This is a genomic window from Rhodoligotrophos sp. CJ14 (assembly GCF_038811545.1).
Lineage (GTDB): Bacteria > Pseudomonadota > Alphaproteobacteria > Rhizobiales > Im1 > Rhodoligotrophos > Rhodoligotrophos ferricapiens.
The window spans coordinates 3,944,084-3,961,347 of sequence record NZ_CP133319.1 but is presented as its reverse complement, the minus strand read 5'-3'; the positions used below and the strand labels follow the sequence as shown (position 1 = coordinate 3,961,347).

Annotated in this window: 14 protein-coding genes; 6 read left to right on the top strand and 8 right to left on the bottom strand. The window is 63.4% G+C overall.

Features of this window, described 5'->3' with window-relative positions; translation table 11 throughout:
* Nucleotides 1-21 precede the first annotated feature (21 nt).
* The 5 genes from RCF49_RS18420 to RCF49_RS18400 form a co-directional block, all read right to left on the bottom strand.
* Complete coding sequence (locus RCF49_RS18420; protein ID WP_342641244.1) at nt 22-372, bottom strand: cupin domain-containing protein; 351 nt, start codon at nt 370-372, stop codon at nt 22-24.
* Nucleotides 353-2,695, bottom strand: coding sequence for a xanthine dehydrogenase family protein molybdopterin-binding subunit (locus tag RCF49_RS18415; RefSeq protein ID WP_342641243.1), 2,343 nt, complete (start codon nt 2,693-2,695; stop codon nt 353-355). The genes RCF49_RS18420 and RCF49_RS18415 overlap by 20 nt, the downstream gene beginning before the upstream one ends.
* An 87-nt stretch (nt 2,696-2,782) precedes the next feature.
* A complete protein-coding gene (locus RCF49_RS18410) occupies nt 2,783-4,036 on the bottom strand; it encodes a CCA tRNA nucleotidyltransferase (protein ID WP_342641242.1) in 1,254 nt (417 codons plus the stop codon).
* A complete protein-coding gene (locus RCF49_RS18405) occupies nt 4,033-4,695 on the bottom strand; it encodes an NUDIX hydrolase (RefSeq protein ID WP_342641241.1) in 663 nt (220 codons plus the stop codon). The genes RCF49_RS18410 and RCF49_RS18405 overlap by 4 nt, the downstream gene beginning before the upstream one ends.
* A gap of 18 nt (nt 4,696-4,713) precedes the next feature.
* Complete coding sequence (locus RCF49_RS18400; RefSeq protein ID WP_342644236.1) at nt 4,714-5,277, bottom strand: DUF1285 domain-containing protein; 564 nt, start codon at nt 5,275-5,277, stop codon at nt 4,714-4,716.
* A 197-nt stretch (nt 5,278-5,474) separates the two neighbouring features.
* On the opposite strand from RCF49_RS18400, the gene RCF49_RS18395 reads away from it, so the two are divergent.
* From RCF49_RS18395 to RCF49_RS18380, 4 genes are read left to right on the top strand one after another with little or no spacing between them, the layout of a single operon-like run.
* The gene (locus RCF49_RS18395) at nt 5,475-6,473 is read left to right on the top strand and encodes an AAA family ATPase (protein ID WP_432807321.1); all 999 of its coding nucleotides are present in this window, start codon (nt 5,475-5,477) and stop codon (nt 6,471-6,473) included.
* Between the two features lie 4 nt (nt 6,474-6,477).
* Nucleotides 6,478-7,416, top strand: a complete 939-nt coding sequence (locus tag RCF49_RS18390) for a DUF58 domain-containing protein (protein WP_342641240.1) — start codon at nt 6,478-6,480, stop codon at nt 7,414-7,416.
* A gap of 7 nt (nt 7,417-7,423) precedes the next feature.
* Nucleotides 7,424-10,294, top strand: coding sequence for a DUF4159 domain-containing protein (locus tag RCF49_RS18385; RefSeq protein WP_342641239.1), 2,871 nt, complete (start codon nt 7,424-7,426; stop codon nt 10,292-10,294).
* A gap of 19 nt (nt 10,295-10,313) precedes the next feature.
* Nucleotides 10,314-12,413 (top strand): hypothetical protein, encoded by a 2,100-nt coding sequence (locus tag RCF49_RS18380; RefSeq protein WP_342641238.1) that lies wholly within the window; start codon nt 10,314-10,316, stop codon nt 12,411-12,413.
* A gap of 36 nt (nt 12,414-12,449) precedes the next feature.
* Here RCF49_RS18380 and RCF49_RS18375 read toward each other — a convergent pair whose 3' ends face one another.
* The gene (locus RCF49_RS18375) at nt 12,450-13,040 is read right to left on the bottom strand and encodes a GNAT family N-acetyltransferase (RefSeq protein WP_342641237.1); all 591 of its coding nucleotides are present in this window, start codon (nt 13,038-13,040) and stop codon (nt 12,450-12,452) included.
* 256 nt (nt 13,041-13,296) lie between these two features.
* On the opposite strand from RCF49_RS18375, the gene RCF49_RS18370 reads away from it, so the two are divergent.
* The gene (locus RCF49_RS18370) at nt 13,297-14,277 is read left to right on the top strand and encodes a glutathione S-transferase family protein (protein ID WP_342641236.1); all 981 of its coding nucleotides are present in this window, start codon (nt 13,297-13,299) and stop codon (nt 14,275-14,277) included.
* A gap of 7 nt (nt 14,278-14,284) precedes the next feature.
* On the opposite strand, the gene RCF49_RS18365 is transcribed toward RCF49_RS18370, so the two are convergent.
* Complete coding sequence (locus RCF49_RS18365; protein ID WP_342641235.1) at nt 14,285-14,758, bottom strand: NUDIX domain-containing protein; 474 nt, start codon at nt 14,756-14,758, stop codon at nt 14,285-14,287.
* A gap of 247 nt (nt 14,759-15,005) precedes the next feature.
* Between RCF49_RS18365 and RCF49_RS18360 the strand changes: the two genes are divergently transcribed.
* A complete protein-coding gene (locus RCF49_RS18360) occupies nt 15,006-15,938 on the top strand; it encodes a DMT family transporter (protein WP_342641234.1) in 933 nt (310 codons plus the stop codon).
* Nucleotides 15,939-15,951: 13 nt separating this feature from the next.
* On the opposite strand, the gene RCF49_RS18355 is transcribed toward RCF49_RS18360, so the two are convergent.
* Entirely contained in the window at nt 15,952-17,193 is a 1,242-nt protein-coding gene (locus RCF49_RS18355) for a DegT/DnrJ/EryC1/StrS family aminotransferase (protein ID WP_342641233.1), read from the bottom strand.
* Nucleotides 17,194-17,264 lie beyond the last annotated feature (71 nt).

Here is a 17,264-nt window from a genome sequence, read left to right as displayed (position 1 = left end):
AAAACGCATGGACCCGACTGGCTATTCGCCGCCGACGATGACGTAGTGCTTCAGCACTGTTTCGGTGACGTTCCAGGTGCATTGAAGACCCGGCCGCATCACGAAAGCATCACCTGCGCGGAAGGTGGTGCTTTCACCATTTGTGGTGATCGTCACCACGCCGGAGATGATGTGGCAGAATTCCCAAGCCTGGCAGGTGAATTCCCAAGTGCCGGGCTTTGCCTCCCAGAAGCCCGCAACCAGATTGCCACCGTCATCATCGATCACGTTCCAGGTGGTGTTGGAGGGATCGCCCGCGAGCACCTTGCTCGGCCTGCCCGGTTCCGCCGCGGGCGCGTTCCGCCCGCTCCGCTCAAGCTTGATCAGTTGCATGTGATGCTTGTCCTGTGGTGAGAGCTCGCCAGACCTTTTCCGGGGTCAGCGGCATGTCGAGATGACGGATGCGAAACTCCTTTAGCGCATCGAGCACCGCGTTGACCACCGCCGGTGGCGCGCCCGTGGCCCCGGCCTCACCCGCCCCCTTAACGCCAAGCGGGTTTGTCGGGGTCGGAGCGTTCTCATTGAAGCCGACCTCGACATCAGAGACATCATCCGCGCGGGGCAGGCCATAATCCATGAAGCTGCCCGATAAGAGCTGGCCGCTTTCAGGATCATAGCGAATATCCTCGATGAGGGCCTGGCCGATGCCCTGTACCGTGCCGCCGATCACCTGCCCTGCCGCGATCAGCGGATTAACGATGCGGCCGAAATCATCGACCACGGCATAGCGATCGACAAACACGCGGCCGGTCTCGGGGTCGATCTCGACCTCGCAGACATGGCACCCGTTGGGGTAGTTCACGGCGCTCCCGTCATAGCGTTTGCGCGTGGTCAAGGTTGCCGGCACGCTTTCGGGCAGGCGGTCGGCCGTGCGCAGGCGCTGCTCGATTTCAAGGATGCCGATCGAGCGGTCGGTGCCTGCGATGGTGAAGCGGCCATTCTCGAAGACGAGATCGCCGATCCCGGCCTCCAGCAGATGAGAGGCGGCAAGCTGTGCCTTCTCGCGGATCTCGCTCGTCGCCAGATAAACGGCGCTGCCGCCCACGACCAGCGAGCGCGAGCCGCCGTGACCGCCGCCCATAGGGATCAGATTGGTATCGCCCTGGACGTAGCGGATCTTCTCCGAAGGAATGCCAAGCTCGGTCGAAATGATCTGGACATAGGTGGTCTCGTGGCCCTGGCCGGTGGAATGGGTGCCGACCAGCACGGTGACGCCACCATCGTCGTCGAAGCGGATCTCGGGCTCTTCGCTGGAGGCGCCAACCGCCATTTCGAGATAGCTGCCTATGCCGCGGCCACGCAGGCGGCCTTTGGCCTTGGATTGCGCTTTGCGCTCAGGAAATCCATCCCAACCAGCAAGCGCCAAAGCCTTGTCCAACGTGCCCTGAAAGTCGCCGGAATCGATCATGGAGCCGACGCCAGTTTTATAGGGCGTCTTGTCGATGAAGTTGCGTCGACGCAGCTCCTCGGGCGCCAGATTGAGGTCGAAGGCAGCCACATCGATGAGGCGCTCGATAACGTAAGCCGCCTCCGGCCGGCCGGCGCCACGATAGGCATCCACGGGGACGGTGTTGGTGAAGACCGCCTCAACCTCTAGGTTTATGGCGGGGATGATGTAATTGCCGCCAGTGGGCCGCATCATGGATACAGCCGGTATCAAGGGACCATAGCTCGAGAGATAGGCGCCCATACTGGCGGTCGTCTTGACGCGCAGGCCCAGGATTTTCGCGTTGTGATCGAGCGCAAGTTCCGCATGGGTCACGTGATCGCGGGCGTGGATCTCGGCCATGAAATTTTCCGCCCGGTCGGCCACCCATTTCACCGGCCGCCTGAGCCGGTGGGCAGCGAACATCACCATGACATTCTCGGGATAAACGAAATTCTTGCCGCCGAAGCCGCCACCCACGTCGGGAGCCACCACGCGGATACGATGAAGATCGGTCTTGAAGACGTGGCCGGCCATCTGGCTCTGCTGAGAGTGCACGGCCTGGCCGGACACATGCAGCACGTATTGCTGAGCGGGTTCGTCCCATTCGCCAATGGCGCAGCGCGGCTCTATCGCGGCGGGAGCGAGACGGTTGTTGACGAGATCGAGCCTCACAACGCGGGCTGCCCGCGTGAAGGCCTGTTCCGTCGCGGCAGCATCACCTGCGTGGAACCGATAGCAGCGATTGGTGCCGAATTCGGGCCAAACCAGCGGCGCCTCGGGGCTTAGCGCGTCCGCGGTGGAGGTGACGGCCGGCAGATCCTCATAATCCACCAGCACCCGTTCGGCCGCTTCGCGCGCTTGCTCCTTCGTCTCAGCGACCACGAAGGCCACGGGATCGCCGACATAGCGCACCGTATCGCCGGTGAGCGCGTAACGGGGCGGGTGACGGATCCCATCCTTGTCGACGCCGTGAATGCCCGTGATGGTGGGGAGGATGCCAAGCCCCGCCGCATGGATGTCCTTGGCTGTGTAAATCGCGATGACACCCTTGGAGGCAAGGGCTTCGGTGAGGTCGATGCCAGTGATGCGGGCATGGGCGTAGGGTGAGCGCACGACCGCCGCATGGGCCATATTCGGCATCACGATGTCATCGAGATAGCGACCAGCGCCTTTCAGGAAGCGCTCATCCTCACGGCGGCGCACCGCTTGTCCCATTGCGAATTTCAAGATGGAGCTCCCGGCGTGATCAGATTCCAATCGGGGGGAAGTTCACGCCTGAGCACGCCTTAGGTCAAGAGACTCGCAGCAGGGTCTTCAGGTTCCCCGACGCAAGGCAGGTATGCGGGAGAGGAGCGCCTGCTTGTCCTCGCTGAAATCCGAGGCGATCCACAGATCCTGCAAGGCTTCGAGTAATAGGCCGATTTCTGGGCCAGGCGGTATCCCAAGCTCGACGAGATCATTGCCGCGCAAGGGAAAGGTCGGGATGGGCCACTCGTCCGCCAGGGAGAAGAGCTCGCGCCAGACCGCATTATCGGGTGCTACCGGCTCACGGCACCAAGTGGTGAGGACAGCGTCCCGGAAGGTCTCCGGCCCAAGGCGGTAGAGCACTGCTCGCCGTTCCTTCTCACGCAAGCCAGGGGTGACCCGGCCTGCCGCAACCAGCTGTTCAAGCCTGTCGCGCTCGGCATTGGTGAGCCGCAAGTGATCGCGCAGCCAAGGCACGATCGTGCGATGAGCGCTGCTCAAGTTAAAGCTTCGTAAAAGAGGATCGGGGGCAAGCCTCAGAAAAGACTCCGTTTCCGCAAGTCGGGATAGGGCATCAACCGAGATCTCCTGACCGATCACGTAAGGCAGAATGCCCGTATCGGCCATGATTTCGATGACGGGAACGGCCCATTTTCCCACTATCAGCCGGAACCATTCCTGCCGAATACGCTCTGCCGAAAGCTTATCAAGACCATCACGCTCTGTGACACAGGCGGAAAGACTTGGCTCGTCAATGTCTTGAGGGCCATACCGCGCCGCAAATCTGAAGAGCCGCAGTATCCGCAGGTAATCCTCGCGCACGCGCGCCAGGGGATCGCCGACGAAGCGGATTCGCTTTGTGATAAGATCCTGGTAACCATTCAGAGGATCAAAGACTTTTCCTGAACGATCACAGTAGAGCGCGTTCATGGTGAAGTCGCGCCGGGCGGCGTCTTGCGCCCAGTCGTCGGTGAAGGCGACCTCCGCATGCCGACCATCCGTTAAAAGATCACGCCGCAAGGTAGTGACCTCGAAGGACTTCGTACCTTCACTGGATGTTGCGAGCACGGTCACGGTGCCATGAGCAAGGCCAGTAGGCATGCTACGCAACCCGGCCTTTGCACAGAGCGCCATCGCCCGCTCGGGTGTTTCGGTGGTGGCAATATCGATGTCACCGACGGGCTCGCCGAGCACCGCGTTGCGGATTGCACCCCCTACGATGCGGGCCCCTCCCCCATCGGCCTCCAGCGCATCGAGGACCGTTTGCAGCCTCGCATCGGCGAGCCACGGGTGATCCTCGGGCGCGAGCTGCGCGGCCGTCATGGCTCGCGTCCATAGAGACGGTCGTAAAAGTTGCGGAGAATGCCGGCGGTCGCGCCCCAGATGTATCGCTCAAGATAAGGCATCGCATAGTAGCGCCGGAGCTCACCCTTCCATACCCGCTCATGGCGCTGGTGATTGGCGGGATTCATGAGAAAGCTCAAGGGAACCTCGAAAACGTCGGCGACCTCGCTTGGATCAGGGGCGAGGGTGAAGCCAGGCTTGATCAGGCCGACGACCGGAACGATGCGATAGCCAGTGCCCGTCACATAGGGATCGAGCAGACCGATAACATCGACAAACCGGGGCGCGAGGCCAGTTTCTTCCTCGGTCTCGCGCAAGGCCGCGTCTGTAGGGCCGGCATCGCCAGCCTCGATCTTCCCACCGGGAAAGGCGATCTGGCCGGCATGGCTTGAGAGATGCTCCGTGCGGAGCGTGAGCAGCACATTTGCTTCGCCGTCTTTATCGAGCAGCCCGACGAGGACGGCCGCCGGCTTCAGAACAGCATCGGCCGCCACGCTGAGGCGGCCCTGCAGCTCACCATCACCACGGGCTGGGCGGAAGGCGGGGTCGAGGGCTTCGGCATCGTCGAGCGGCCGCAAACGGCGCCTTGCCAGCAGCGCCACCTCGCCCAGTGTGTATCGGGACGCGAGTTCTGTCACGCAGGGTCTCTTCAGGGATCAGAGGCCGATCTCAGCGGCCGGTGCCATAGGATAGAAGCGCCCGGAACTCCAAACGCCGAACCAGGATACGCCGTCAATGGTCTGAGTGCATCCGCGCTCAACGAGATCATAGAAGATCGCCCGAGCCACCAGCGCCTCCAACCGACCCCGCACGCGCACATAGGGCTTGAGCCCGTCCGTGCCCTCCTCCCGGGCGAAACGCAAGGGATGCTCATCGTCAACGGTGACTTCGTCATCCACATTGGTGATGAAGTGGATCACCTGATCCTCGCCCTCGCCTTCAACGGCCATGGCGACCGCGACGAAATGGGCATCGTCAACCGTGATGCCCACCTTCTCGACCGGCGTGATCAGATAGGTCTTGCCATCCTCGTCCTTGCGCAGCAGTGTCGAGAACAGGCGGACCAGCGGCTTTCTGCCGATCGGCGAATTCATGTAATACCAAGTGCCGTCGGCGGCGATGCGCATGTCAATATCGCCACAGAAGTCTGGATTCCACTTGTCGACCGGAGGCAGACCGCGCTTGGCGGTCGCGGCTGCGGCTTCCTTCAGGCCACGCATTGGCTGGCTTGCATCGGCAGTTGTTCCTACCGTGCCGGCCGGCGCGACCTTTTCTCCTCTCACGCCCATTTGATCCCAGTCATCTTTCTTGGGCCGCAGTCGCGGTCCACACTCATTTGGAACACACAACGTGAATTCTTTTTTGACATCCGTCCTGCAGGCTACCGTCACGTCTCGGAAAAACTATAGTAATTGATATGCAGAGCATCAACGAAGCCGATCACAAGGTGGTCGAAGACATCGAACGGGCAGGCGAGAAACTGGGACGGGCCAAAGAGGCCATCGGCCGTGTGATCTTCGGCCAGCAACCCGTGATCGACCTCGCCCTCACATCCATCCTCAGCGGCGGCCACGGGCTGCTGGTGGGCTTGCCTGGTCTTGCCAAGACCAAGCTGGTCGAGACCATCGCGCGGGTGATGGGGCTACAGGAAAAGCGGGTGCAGTTCACGCCCGACCTGCTGCCGTCCGACATCATCGGCTCGGAGGTGCTCGAAGAGAGCGATACGGGCACACGGCATTTCCGGTTCATCCGCGGCCCGGTGTTCAGCCAGCTCCTGATGGCGGACGAGATCAACCGCGCGAGCCCGCGCACGCAATCGGCGCTGCTGCAGGCAATGCAAGAAAAGCACGTGACCGTTGCGGGCCAGCGATATGACCTGCCGCGTCCGTTCCATGTGCTCGCCACGCAGAATCCGATCGAGCAGGAAGGCACCTATCCGCTGCCGGAAGCACAGTTGGACCGATTCCTGCTGGAAATCGAAGTGCCTTATCCCGATCTCGAGGCGGAGCGGCGCATGCTGTTCGCAACGACGGGTCCTGCGGAAAGCCTGCCGGATGCGGTGATGACGGCCGAGGATCTTCTCGCCATGCAGCGGCTGGTCCGGCTCATTCCGGTGGGCGATTCGGTGGTGAATGCGGTGCTCAATCTCGTCCGGAGCGCGCGCCCCGATGGTGACGCGGACGAATTCGTCCGCGAGACGGTCGCCTGGGGTCCGGGGCCACGCGCAAGCCAAGCGCTCATGCTGGGTGTGCGTACGCGAGCACTGATGGATGGGCGGTTGTCGCCATCGGTCGATGACGTGATCGCGCTCGCCAATCCGGTGCTGCGGCATCGCATGGCCCTCACATTCGCCGCTCGTGCCGATGGTCAGACGCTCGATGGCGTGATCTCACGGCTCTGCGCAAAGTTGGGATAACGGTTTGGCGCCCACCTGGATAGCAAGCCAATCCCCGGCACAGCCTCCCGTCGATGAGGCGCAGCGGCTGGCGCTGGCCTATCCGGCCTTGCTGGTCCAAGCAGACCGGATCGCCAACACGGTGGCGATGGGTTTCCACGGGCGGCGCCGGCCGGGGAGCGGCGAAAGCTTCTGGCAGTTCCAGCGCTATCGGGCGGGCGAGGAGGCCGCGCGGATCGATTGGCGCAAATCAGCCCGCTCGGACCAGCTCTATGTCCGCCAAAATGAGTGGGAAGCCGCCAACACGGTCTGGCTGTGGGCGAGCGGCGCTGCGGGCATGGATTTCCAATCGAAGCTTGCAACCACCAGCAAGCGTGAGCGGGCCTTGCTCATTCTGCTCACCTTGTCTGCCCTCATGCTGTCGGCAGGGGAACGGGTTGGCATTCTCGGAAGCGGCCGACAGCCCGTGGCGACGCGCAACGGCTTGGAAAAGCTCGCGGCGATCGCGAGTGGAAACGAGGCTGGCAGCAGCGGATTGCCCGAAGGCAGCTTTGCCGAGAGCGGACTGCCGCAGGTGAGCCTGCCGCGATATTCCAATGTCATCCTGATCAGCGATTTCCTGGTGCCGCTGGAAAAGCTCCGGGAAAGCATCTCGAGCATCGCTGCCCGTGACGTGCGCGGGCATATCGTCCAGGTGTTCGACCCCGCCGAGGAGCATCTCCCCTATACAGGCCGAAAGGAGTTCGAGGAAACCGGTGGCGGGCCTTTGCGCTTTATCATTGGACGGACGGAAAGCGTGCGGGACTCGTACCGGGCACGCATCGAAGCGCATCGGGCAGGCCTTAAGGAGCTCGCGCGGCGGCTGGGCTGGAGCTTCACGCTCCATCATACGGATCAGCCGCCACAGCGGGCGATCCTGCCGCTTTATAGCAGGCTGTCAGGCAATATGCTGACCGGAGGATGAGGCCCTTATGCTGACGATCGGCGCCATCACCTTCCAGACTGCCGCTGCCTTATGGGCGCTGCTGTTGCTGCCCGTGATCTGGTGGCTGTTGCGCCTCACGCCCCCGCGGCCAGAGCGGGTGAGCTTTCCGCCGATCCGCTTCCTGCTCGGGCTTATTGCCAAGGAGGAGACGCCGCATAAGACCCCCTGGTGGCTGATGCTCCTGCGCATGGCCTTGATCGCCTGCCTCATTCTCGCGGTGGCGCGGCCAATGATCGATCGGAGCGGTCAAGCGGGCGGCGGCAGCGGCCCCTTGCTCATCGTGCTCGATGATGGCTGGGCGGCCGCCAAGACCTGGCCAACCCGGCTGCGGGTAACCAGTGAGGCGATCGACCGAGCCCGCGACAAGGATCAGCCGGTGGTGCTCGTCACAACCTCGCCAAAGGAGGCACCGCCGGCGCTCGAAGCCAAGGCGGCTGCGGATGTTGCCAATACGGTCAGCAGCCTTCAGCCCAAGGCGCTCACCCCGGATCGGGCGGGCCTTGCCCGGCATCTCGCCGATACGTTCGGTGATCACGAGCCGCTCGATATCCTCTGGCTCTCGGATGGCCTCGATTATGGCGATGCCTCGCGCTTTGCCGCAAGCCTGCAGGAGCTGGGCGGGGGATCGCGCGTGCGGGTGATCGTGCCGCCGGCAACCGAAACGGCCTTTGCGGTCGGCGCGCCACAGCTGGCCGGGGAAGGACTTGCCATTGCCGCCTCGCGCTCACGGTCGGATCGTGACCAGACAGTGACGGCCCGGGCGCTCGCGGGCAATGGCCGCAGCCTCGCCGAACAGAGCCTGCGGTTTGCGGCGGGCGAGAAACGCGCGACGACCACCATGGAATTGCCGTTGCAGTTGCGCAACGAGGTCGCCCGGATCGATATCAGCGGGGAGCGCAGCGCGGGCGCCGTCTATCTTCTCGATGACCGCTGGAGCCGGAAGACCGTCGGGCTCGAGGCAGCGGGATCGATCGAAGCCAATCAACCGCTGCTGTCGCCGCTCTACTATGTCACCCGGGCGCTCGAGCCTTATGCGGAGCTGCGCACCGTCAGCGATAGCAATGCGACGGCGAGCGGCAATACCGACCTGAGCGCCACGCTTCAGAGCGGTCTCTCCATGCTGGTTCTGGCCGATATCGGCCAGCTTCCGGTTGGCGATCGGGACGCGGTGCGCAGCTGGGTCGAGCGCGGAGGTGTGCTCGTGCGCTTTGCGGGCCCGCGGCTTGCGGCCGGTCATGACGATCTCGTGCCGGTGGAGCTTCGCGAAGGAGATAGGGCGCTCGGCGGGGCCTTGACCTGGGAAGAGCCACAGCCGATTGCGCCGTTCGATGAGCAGAGCCCGTTTGCGGGCATAGCGATCAGTCCGGAGGTAAATGTCGCCAAGCAGGTGCTGGCGCAACCCACCGCCGATCTCGGCGACAAGGTCTGGGCGCGGCTGGCAGACGGCACCCCGCTGGTCACTGCCGAGCGGCGGGGCAACGGGCTCGTGGTGCTGTTCCATGTCACGGCCAATGCGGATTGGTCGAACCTGCCTCTGTCTGGCGTCTTCGTTGAAATGCTGCGCCGGATCCTCGATATGGCGCCCGGCAGCATCTCATCGGGGGCAGCGCCAGCGGAGAGTGCTGCCGCAACGGAGGCGACCAGCCCATCGGCCGCTGTCAATGGTGGTGCTTTCGCCCCGCTGCGGGTGCTCAACGGGTTTGGCGAGATGGTGGACCCGCCCGCGGATACCCGGCCTATTCCACTGGCGGCCTTCAATGAAACGAGGCCCGGTCCGCAACATCCTGCCGGGCTTTACGGGCGTGATGGCCGTACGCGCGCGTTGAACCTACATGAAGAGGCTCCTGAGCTCACTCCGATCGGGGCACTGCCGAGCACCGTCAGCCTCAGCACCTATCAGCCGGCGCAAACCGTCTCCTTTGCCGGCCCATTACTCGTTGCTGCTTTGGTGCTGTTCCTGCTCGATGCACTCGCCGTGCTGATGCTCTCGGGATCCCTGGGTCAGTTGCGGGCCCGTTTTGCCAAGGCGGGCACCGCCGTGATGATCGGCGTTGCATTCCTCGCTCATCCCATCGATGGGCATGGGCAGGAGGGTGAAGCGGCCCTCCCCAACCCGTCCTTCGCCCTCGAGAACGCGCTCGAGACCAAGCTCGCCTTTGTGCGGACCGGCGATTCCGAAGTCGATGAGGTGAGCCAGGCCGGGCTCGCGGGCCTGACGGATACCCTGGCGCAGCGGACCGCGGTTGAAGCTGCCGCCCCGGTCGGGATTGATATCGAGAGTGACGAGATCGTCTTCTTTCCGATGCTGTACTGGCCGGTACTGCCGGATGCGCCGGCGCTGTCGCCTGCCGCGGCGGCGCGGGTTGACGCCTATCTCAAGAATGGCGGCACGATCCTCTTCGACACCCGCGATCACCAGAGCAATCTGCAGGAGCTGACGGGGCAAGTGAGCCCGGGCACGCGGGCGCTGCAGCGCATTCTGGCCAATGTCAATGTGCCGCCGCTCGCGCCGGTCCCACCGGAGCACGTCTTGACCAAGGCCTTTTACCTGTTGCAGTCCTTTCCCGGCCGGTGGGCGGGTGGACAGCTCTGGGTCGAGGCCAGCGGCGGCAATACGCCCGAAGGCTCGGCCAATTTCGACGGCGTTTCCTCGGTCATCATCGGGTCCAACGACTATGCCGCAGCCTGGGCCGCGGATGCGAATGGCCAGCCGCTGTTTCCGCCCGTGCCGGGCGGCGCGCGCCAGCGCGAGATGGCGCTGCGCAGCGGCGTCAATATCGTGATGTATGTGCTGACGGGCAATTACAAGGCCGACCAGGTGCATGTGCCCGCTCTGCTGGAGCGGCTCGGTCAATGACGAAAGGGTCTGGTTGCTCATGAACGGCCTTCCGTTCGATCTCGCCTTTTCCTGGTCTCCCCTCGTCCCGCTCTGGATCATTGCGGTGCTGGGCGGGATCGGCGCCGTGGTGGTGTTGCTGGCCTTGGTCTCGAGGGCGCGCGGCGGGCTGCTGCGCCTTGGCATGCTGGCATTGCTGCTCCTGACGCTGCTCAATCCTTCCGCCCGGCGGGAGGAGCGCGACAAGCTCTCCGATATCGCGGTCGTGGTGGTGGATGACAGCCAGAGCCAACATATTGGCGAGCGGCAGAGTCGCAGCCAAGCCGCAGCAGCCGCTGTAGAGGAAGCGGCCCGCAGCATCCCTGATCTCGAAATCAGGAAGGTGACGGTTCAGTCCGGACTCAGCAGCGCCGAGCAGGGAACACAGTTGTTCACGGGCCTCAATTCGGCCATGTCGGAGATCCCGCCAGACCGGTTCGCAGGCGCGATCCTGATCACCGACGGGCAGGTCCATGACGTGCCTCAGAATGTGGCGACGCAGGGCTATAACGGCCCGGTGCATGCGCTGATCACCGGCAATCGCGATGAGCGCGACCGTCGGATCGTCATCGAGCAGGCGCCCCGGTTCGGCATTGTCGGCGAACGGCAGATCATCAAGTTCCGTGTCGAGCAAACCGGGCGGGACATTCCGCAGGACGGACAGGTCGATGTCGCCGTGACCGTCAATGGCGAGGCGATGCGGGATCTTACGGTCTCAGTGGGGCAGTCGGTCGAGTTGCCGATCACGCTGTCGCGAGGCGGCCTCACCCTGACAGAGCTCAAGGCCGCACCGCTCGAGAATGAGCTGTCCCTTCAGAACAATAGCGCGATCGTCGAGACCAAGGGCGTGCGGGACCGGCTGCGGGTGCTGCTGGTGTCGGGTGAGCCGCATCCGGGCGAGCGCACCTGGCGTAACCTGCTCAAGGCGGATGCCTCGGTTGATCTCGTGCATTTCACCATTCTCAGGCCACCGGAGAAGCAGGATGGCACGCCCATCGGCGAGCTATCGCTGATCGCGTTCCCAACGCGCGAGCTTTTCTCTGAGAAACTCGATGATTTTGACCTGATCATCTTTGACCGCTATCAGCGGCGCGGCGTGCTGCCGGCCATCTATCTCGCCAATGTGGTCTCCTATGTGGAGCGGGGCGGCGCGGTGCTGCTGGCGGCGGGACCCGATTATGCCTCTCCTTTGAGCCTCTACCGCTCACCGCTTTCCACGGTGCTGCCGAGCGCGCCGACGGGCGGCGTCACCGTCGAACCTTTCCGGCCGGAAATCACCGAGCAGGGCAAGCGGCATCCCGTCACTCGGGACTTGCCTGGATCGGAGCAGTCGCCTCCGCATTGGGGACACTGGTTCCGCCTGATCGATGTGGACCAGATGAGCGGCGAAGCGGTCATGTCCGGTCCGCAGAACAAGCCGTTGATGATCCTCTCGCGCTATCGCGAGGGCCGCGTCGCCCAGCTGCTCTCGGATCATGCCTGGCTGTGGGCGCGGGGCTACGACGGCGGCGGGCCTCAGTCGGAGCTGCTGCGCCGGCTAGCGCATTGGCTGATGAAGGAGCCGGACCTCGAGGAAGAGGCGTTGATCGGGCGCCATGACGGCAACCGGCTCATCATCGAGCGGCGCACCATGGCCGACACGGTGAACGAGGTGACCGTCACCACGCCCTCGGGCGCGAAGCTCACTGCCAAGCTCGCCGAGATTGAGCCAGGCTTGTGGCGCGGCGAGGTGCCGGTGAGCGAAGTCGGCCTGCACCGGTTGAGCGACGGCAAGATTGAGTCGGTTGCGGCGGTCGGCAGCCCCGACCCGAAGGAGGCTGCGGAAATCGCAGCGACGGAGGATAAGCTCAAGCCTGTCACGTCGGCTACGGGTGGCGGGCTCTATTGGCTGGCCGATCGCGCAGGCGAGGACATCACGGTGCCGCGGCTGCGGAAGGTGGCCGAGGGCCGCGTGGCCAGCGGGTCAGGCTGGCTCGGGCTCAGGGACAATGGCGCCTATCGCCTACGTGAGGTGACCGAGGTGCCATTGTTCTCGACGTTGCTCGCGCTGGCGCTGCTCCTCGGCGCGATGGGGCTCACCTGGTATCGGGAAGGACGCTGACCTATAGAGCGTTTCCGCTTTTCGCTCGAAAGCGCTCTAGGCGCTCGCCGGTTGATGAAGGCGGGCGAGCCGGCCGTCCAGAGCTGCAGGTGCGGCATCCCCATAGACCTCCTCCCAGCGGTTCGGGCCGAGCACGAGACCGCTCACCGCATCGAAGGCATGGGGCACAAGCTCGCGATAGAGCAGCCGGTCGGGATCAACCGGTCCTGGAAGGATGATCCGGCCTTCCGGCACCTTGGCAAAGCCCACTCGGGCATAATAGGGCTGATCGCCCACGAGGATGACCAGCCTGTGCCCAAGGGTCGCCGCATCAACCAGGGTCGCCTGCATCAGCTTCATGCCTATGCCGCAATTCTGCAGGTCGGGGCTGACCGCCAAAGGACCCAGCAGCAGGGCATCCGTTCCCTTCTCGCCGATCTTCAAAGGCGAATAGCAGATAGAGCCGACAATCTCGCTAGAAAACCAGGCGACCCTGCACAGTTCGGCGACGGGGCTTTCTCCCTCGCGCAGCCGGTAGGAGGTCTTGGTGTGGCGTCCAAGCCCGAAGGCGCGGTCGAGCAGGGCCTCGACTGCGGCGTGGTCATGAGGCAGCTGCGGCTTCAGCGTCAGAGGGATGAGAGCGTTCATCTCGGGGTGTCCCATAAGGCATTGCGGAAGCATCGCGCTCCCGCACGGACAGCCCTATAACGATGAAATCGGGTGCTCGTGCCGGACGCGACGGATTATGGACGCCGGCGCGGTGTTTCCGCGCGGCCCTCGGATCGTCGTCGCAATGTCACCGGCAGCATGCCAAGCATGGAACGAGCCTTTTGGTCGACAAGGATGGCGCTCATATCATGAGAGCCGACCCAGGTAAAGTGAGATATAGGAGGGTAGTGGTCCCATGGGAATGCTGGTTGACGGAAAATGGCAGGATGTCTGGTACGACACCCGCTCGACCGGCGGTGCTTTCGAGCGCAAGCCCTCGTCATTTCGGAACTGGGTGACCCGCGATGGCGAGCCCGGGGCGAGCGGGGCTGGCGGCTTTGCGGCAGAGAGCGGGCGCTATCACCTTTATGTGTCGCTGGCCTGCCCATGGGCGCACCGCACGCTGATCTTCCGCAAGCTCAAGGGCCTCACCGATCACGTGAGCCTGTCCATTGTCGATCCGCTCATGCTGGAGCAAGGCTGGGTCTTCTCAGACCGCGCCGGCGCCATCCCTGATGCCATCAATGGGGCCGAGCGGCTCTACGAGGTCTATCTCAGGGCCGACCCTCACTATACCGGCCGCGTGACCGTGCCGGTGCTCTGGGACAAGCAGCGCGCCACGATCGTCAACAATGAGTCATCCGAAATCATTCGGATGTTCAACTCGGCATTCGATGAGCTGACTGACAACAGGCTCGATTTCTACCCAGCAGCGCTGCGAGCCGAGATCGATGAGGTGGATGACCGTGTCTATGGCGCCGTGAACAATGGTGTCTACCGGGCCGGCTTTGCCACGACGCAAGCGGCCTATGAAGAGGCTTATCGCGCCCTGTTCGAGACGCTCGACCGGCTGGATGCCGGGCTCGCCAAGCAGCGCTATCTGGTGGGGCATCAGCTTACCGAAGCGGATTGGCGCCTGTTCACCACACTGGTGCGGTTCGACGCCGTCTATTTCGGACATTTCAAGTGCAACAAGCGCCGGATCTCAGACTATCCTGCCCTTTCCGGCTATGTGCGCGACCTCTATCAGGTCCCGGGTGTCGCCGAAACGGTGAACCTTGCGCATATCAAGCTGCATTATTACGGCAGCCACCGGACCATCAATCCGACCGGCATCGTGCCAGTGGGGCCGGAGCTCGACTTCACGAGCCCAGCCGGCCGCGATCACCTCGCGTGATCCGGGATTACCAATGCTCCGCCAAGGGTGTCTCGCCGAGATATTCGGCCACCCGGCGGCGGGTTGCAGGAGAGGCATCCGGCGGGAGGTCGCGCAAGGAAAAGAGACCAGAGGCGGCAATTTCCGGTGAGACGACCGGCCGCTGGCGCCATTTGTGGGCGTAATAGAGCGCCACGTGATCTCCAGGCTGGCGGGCGAAATTGGCGAGAATACCAATGAGCCGGGGTGGCTCGAGCAGGGTTACACCGACTTCCTCGTCGAGCTCGCACCGAACGGCATCGAGGCAGGTCTGTCCGTGCTCGACGCCGCCACCGGGCAGCATCCAGCCGGGAACATAAGTGTGCTTGACCAGAAGCACGCGTCCGGCGTCGTCCACCAGCATCACCCGAATGCCTAAGGTCGCGCCGCGCCGCAGCCGATGAAGGGGGTGGAGCACTGTACGGGCAAGAAGACGCGCGAGCGGGCCCGGAAGAGATGACACGCTGTACCTCGCAAATCAGAAGCAGATCCTGCGTCCATGCAACCCAGCTATGCAAGCACACAAATCTGCTTGCGTGCGCGGAGCCCGCACAGCGAGACTGCACCGCAGAGACGCCACGGCTTCCTACCGCCATCGGGCGAATGGAAGGTTAGCCTGCGGGCTCATTTGTGGCCATTCCAGCGGATGCGGCTGCACGGAACAAAGACAAGCAAGAAGGTCAGCACAGCCTGAAGGTAGTCCGATACTTATGACCGCATCCTCAACAGCCAGCAATGACGTCGCTCGGCCAGTCTGGCTTGCTTTTGCTCCGTTCATCTTCCTCCTGCTCTGGTCCGGGGGGTTTCCAGCGATGAAGATCGGCATCGAATATGCCGATCCGTTCATGCTGCTCTTCCTGCGCTATGTGCTGATCGTGGCAGTGCTGCTGCCGGTTTACGTGATCGCGCGGCCGCCCTTGCCCAGGACCGGCTGGCAGTGGTTCCACCTGGCCATCACCGGGTTCATGCTGCAGGTGATGTATTTCTCGCTGGCCTATTCCAGCGTCGCGTTCGGGCTTTCCGCGGGAGCGCTGGCGCTGATCCTCTCGATGCAGCCCATTCTGGTGGGCCTATTCGCGCCATGGTCGGCCGCGGAACGGGTCACGCTGATTCATTGGCTGGGGCTCGTCCTCGGGCTTGCGGGCGCGGCCCTGGTCATTCTGTCGCGCTCCAGTGTCGAGGCCAATTCAACGGTGGGCATCGCCTGCGCATTCGGTGCCCTGTTGGCCATGACTGCGACCACGCTTTACGAGAAGCGATTCGGCTCCAAGCAGCACCTGATCACAGCCAATCTCGTGCAATGTGCGGTGGGCGTGGTCGGCATGGCGCCTATCGCCTGGTTTCTGGGCGATCTGCATGTGGAATGGACGATACCGCTTGCGGCCGTGCTCGCCTATCTGGTGATCGGCAATTCCATCATCGCCATATCGCTGCTGCTCATGCTGGTGCGCCGCGGCGAGGCCTCCAAGGTTTCCGCCCTCTTCTTCCTCGTGCCGCCGGTCGCCGCGGTCCTCTCATGGATGATCCTATCCGAAACCATGCCGCTGATCGCCTGGATCGGCATGGGTGTGGCCGCAGTGGGGGTGGCCATGGTCAGCAACCCCCGCGCGCGGGCGCCCAAGGCGATCGAACCGGCAGTTTAGGCGCGCCGCCATCTCACTGGGGAACGGCATCCCGATAGGCGGAGGTGCGGGCCGTGCCAACCTTCGCCGCGATCCGGCGCACCACTTCGGCCTGGCGCTTCAGCTCCGCATCCGGCATGCCGGGATAACATGGCAGCACAATGAGGTCGGAGAGGGCCTGCGCGGCGATGCTCGGCTCGAGCTCCGGCCGGTCCTCCGGTGCGGAAACGGCCTGGGAGCGCGGTAGATTGGCGCCGTCGAAACCTTCAGCCCGCAGCTCCTCAATGAAGGCGCGAGGGTTGTCGACGAGAATGGGGAAGACCCAGTAATCGCAATAAGCATTGGCCTGGCCGGGCATCACCACGGCATCGCCGAGATATTTGCGCAGGCGCTCGCCGCAGTCGGCGCGCTCCTTCAAGACGTCGTCCTTGAATGTTCTGATGCGCCGGTCCATCAGTGCGAGCATTGCATAGGACGGCTGGTATTCCAGGTTGTTCTTCTTCTTCAAGTTGGCGACATTACGCACCCGCTCACTGACCGCGTCCTCGTAGTCTTGGCCGCGAGCATGGAAGAAGCGATAGATCAGGCCCATGATGGTGCGAGAGGTGATCACTTTCAGGCCCGCGAACTGGGCCACACGCTTCAGCTGCGCTTTTTCCGGCTGGACGGGCCAGCCCGCCTGAATCTGGCGCATGCGTCGCGCCAGAGCCGGATCCCGCACCGATATCAGCGCGCCGCCCAAGGCGGTGGCGGTTTTCAACGGGCCAAAGGAGAACATGGAAACATCCGCCTTGGGATGACCGGGATAGTTCTGGCCGGCGAAGGCCTGGGCACAGTCCTCAACGATCAGGAGGCCCTGTTCCCTGGCAAGATCGAAGATCGGATCAAGATCAAGATGGGTGCCAAAGAGATGCGCCACAACCAGCACCTTCGAGCGGGGCGTTATCGCCCGCCGCAAGCGCTCGAGGGATGGGCCCATATGAGCGATATCAAGGTCGATCGGAACGGCTACGAGATCGTGCCAATCCACTATCCGCACCATGCCGCGCACATTCAGCGCGGAAAAGAGGATCTCATCACCCGGCTTCAGGTCGAGCGCGCTCAAGAGGAGATGAAAGCCAGAGCGCACAGAATAGGCCGCCATGACTTCACGACCGTTAGACCAGTAGCTCTCGACTTCCTGCGCCTTACGGTCCCGATTGGCGGGAAGGAGGCCATAAGATGCACCTGCCAGGAGGTCGCGCCAGCCAATCTTTAGTTGAGTTCGCGCCCACATATGTTAGTGAACCCCATATAATGCGCACAAAGATTGAACATTGTGCGACAATGCGGGAGTGACAGATACAT

Coding starts and splice junctions, on each gene's coding strand:
- RCF49_RS18385 (WP_342641239.1), top strand. CDS start 7,424: ATGCTGACGATCGGCGCCATCACCTTCCAGACTGCCGCTGCCTTATGG.
- RCF49_RS18410 (WP_342641242.1), bottom strand. CDS start 4,036: ATGACGGCCGCGCAGCTCGCGCCCGAGGATCACCCGTGGCTCGCCGAT.
- RCF49_RS18400 (WP_342644236.1), bottom strand. CDS start 5,277: ATGCGTGGCCTGAAGGAAGCCGCAGCCGCGACCGCCAAGCGCGGTCTG.
- RCF49_RS18420 (WP_342641244.1), bottom strand. CDS start 372: ATGCAACTGATCAAGCTTGAGCGGAGCGGGCGGAACGCGCCCGCGGCG.
- RCF49_RS18370 (WP_342641236.1), top strand. CDS start 13,297: ATGGGAATGCTGGTTGACGGAAAATGGCAGGATGTCTGGTACGACACC.
- RCF49_RS18360 (WP_342641234.1), top strand. CDS start 15,006: ATGACCGCATCCTCAACAGCCAGCAATGACGTCGCTCGGCCAGTCTGG.
- RCF49_RS18355 (WP_342641233.1), bottom strand. CDS start 17,193: ATGTGGGCGCGAACTCAACTAAAGATTGGCTGGCGCGACCTCCTGGCA.
- RCF49_RS18380 (WP_342641238.1), top strand. CDS start 10,314: ATGAACGGCCTTCCGTTCGATCTCGCCTTTTCCTGGTCTCCCCTCGTC.
- RCF49_RS18375 (WP_342641237.1), bottom strand. CDS start 13,040: ATGAACGCTCTCATCCCTCTGACGCTGAAGCCGCAGCTGCCTCATGAC.
- RCF49_RS18395 (WP_432807321.1), top strand. CDS start 5,475: ATGCAGAGCATCAACGAAGCCGATCACAAGGTGGTCGAAGACATCGAA.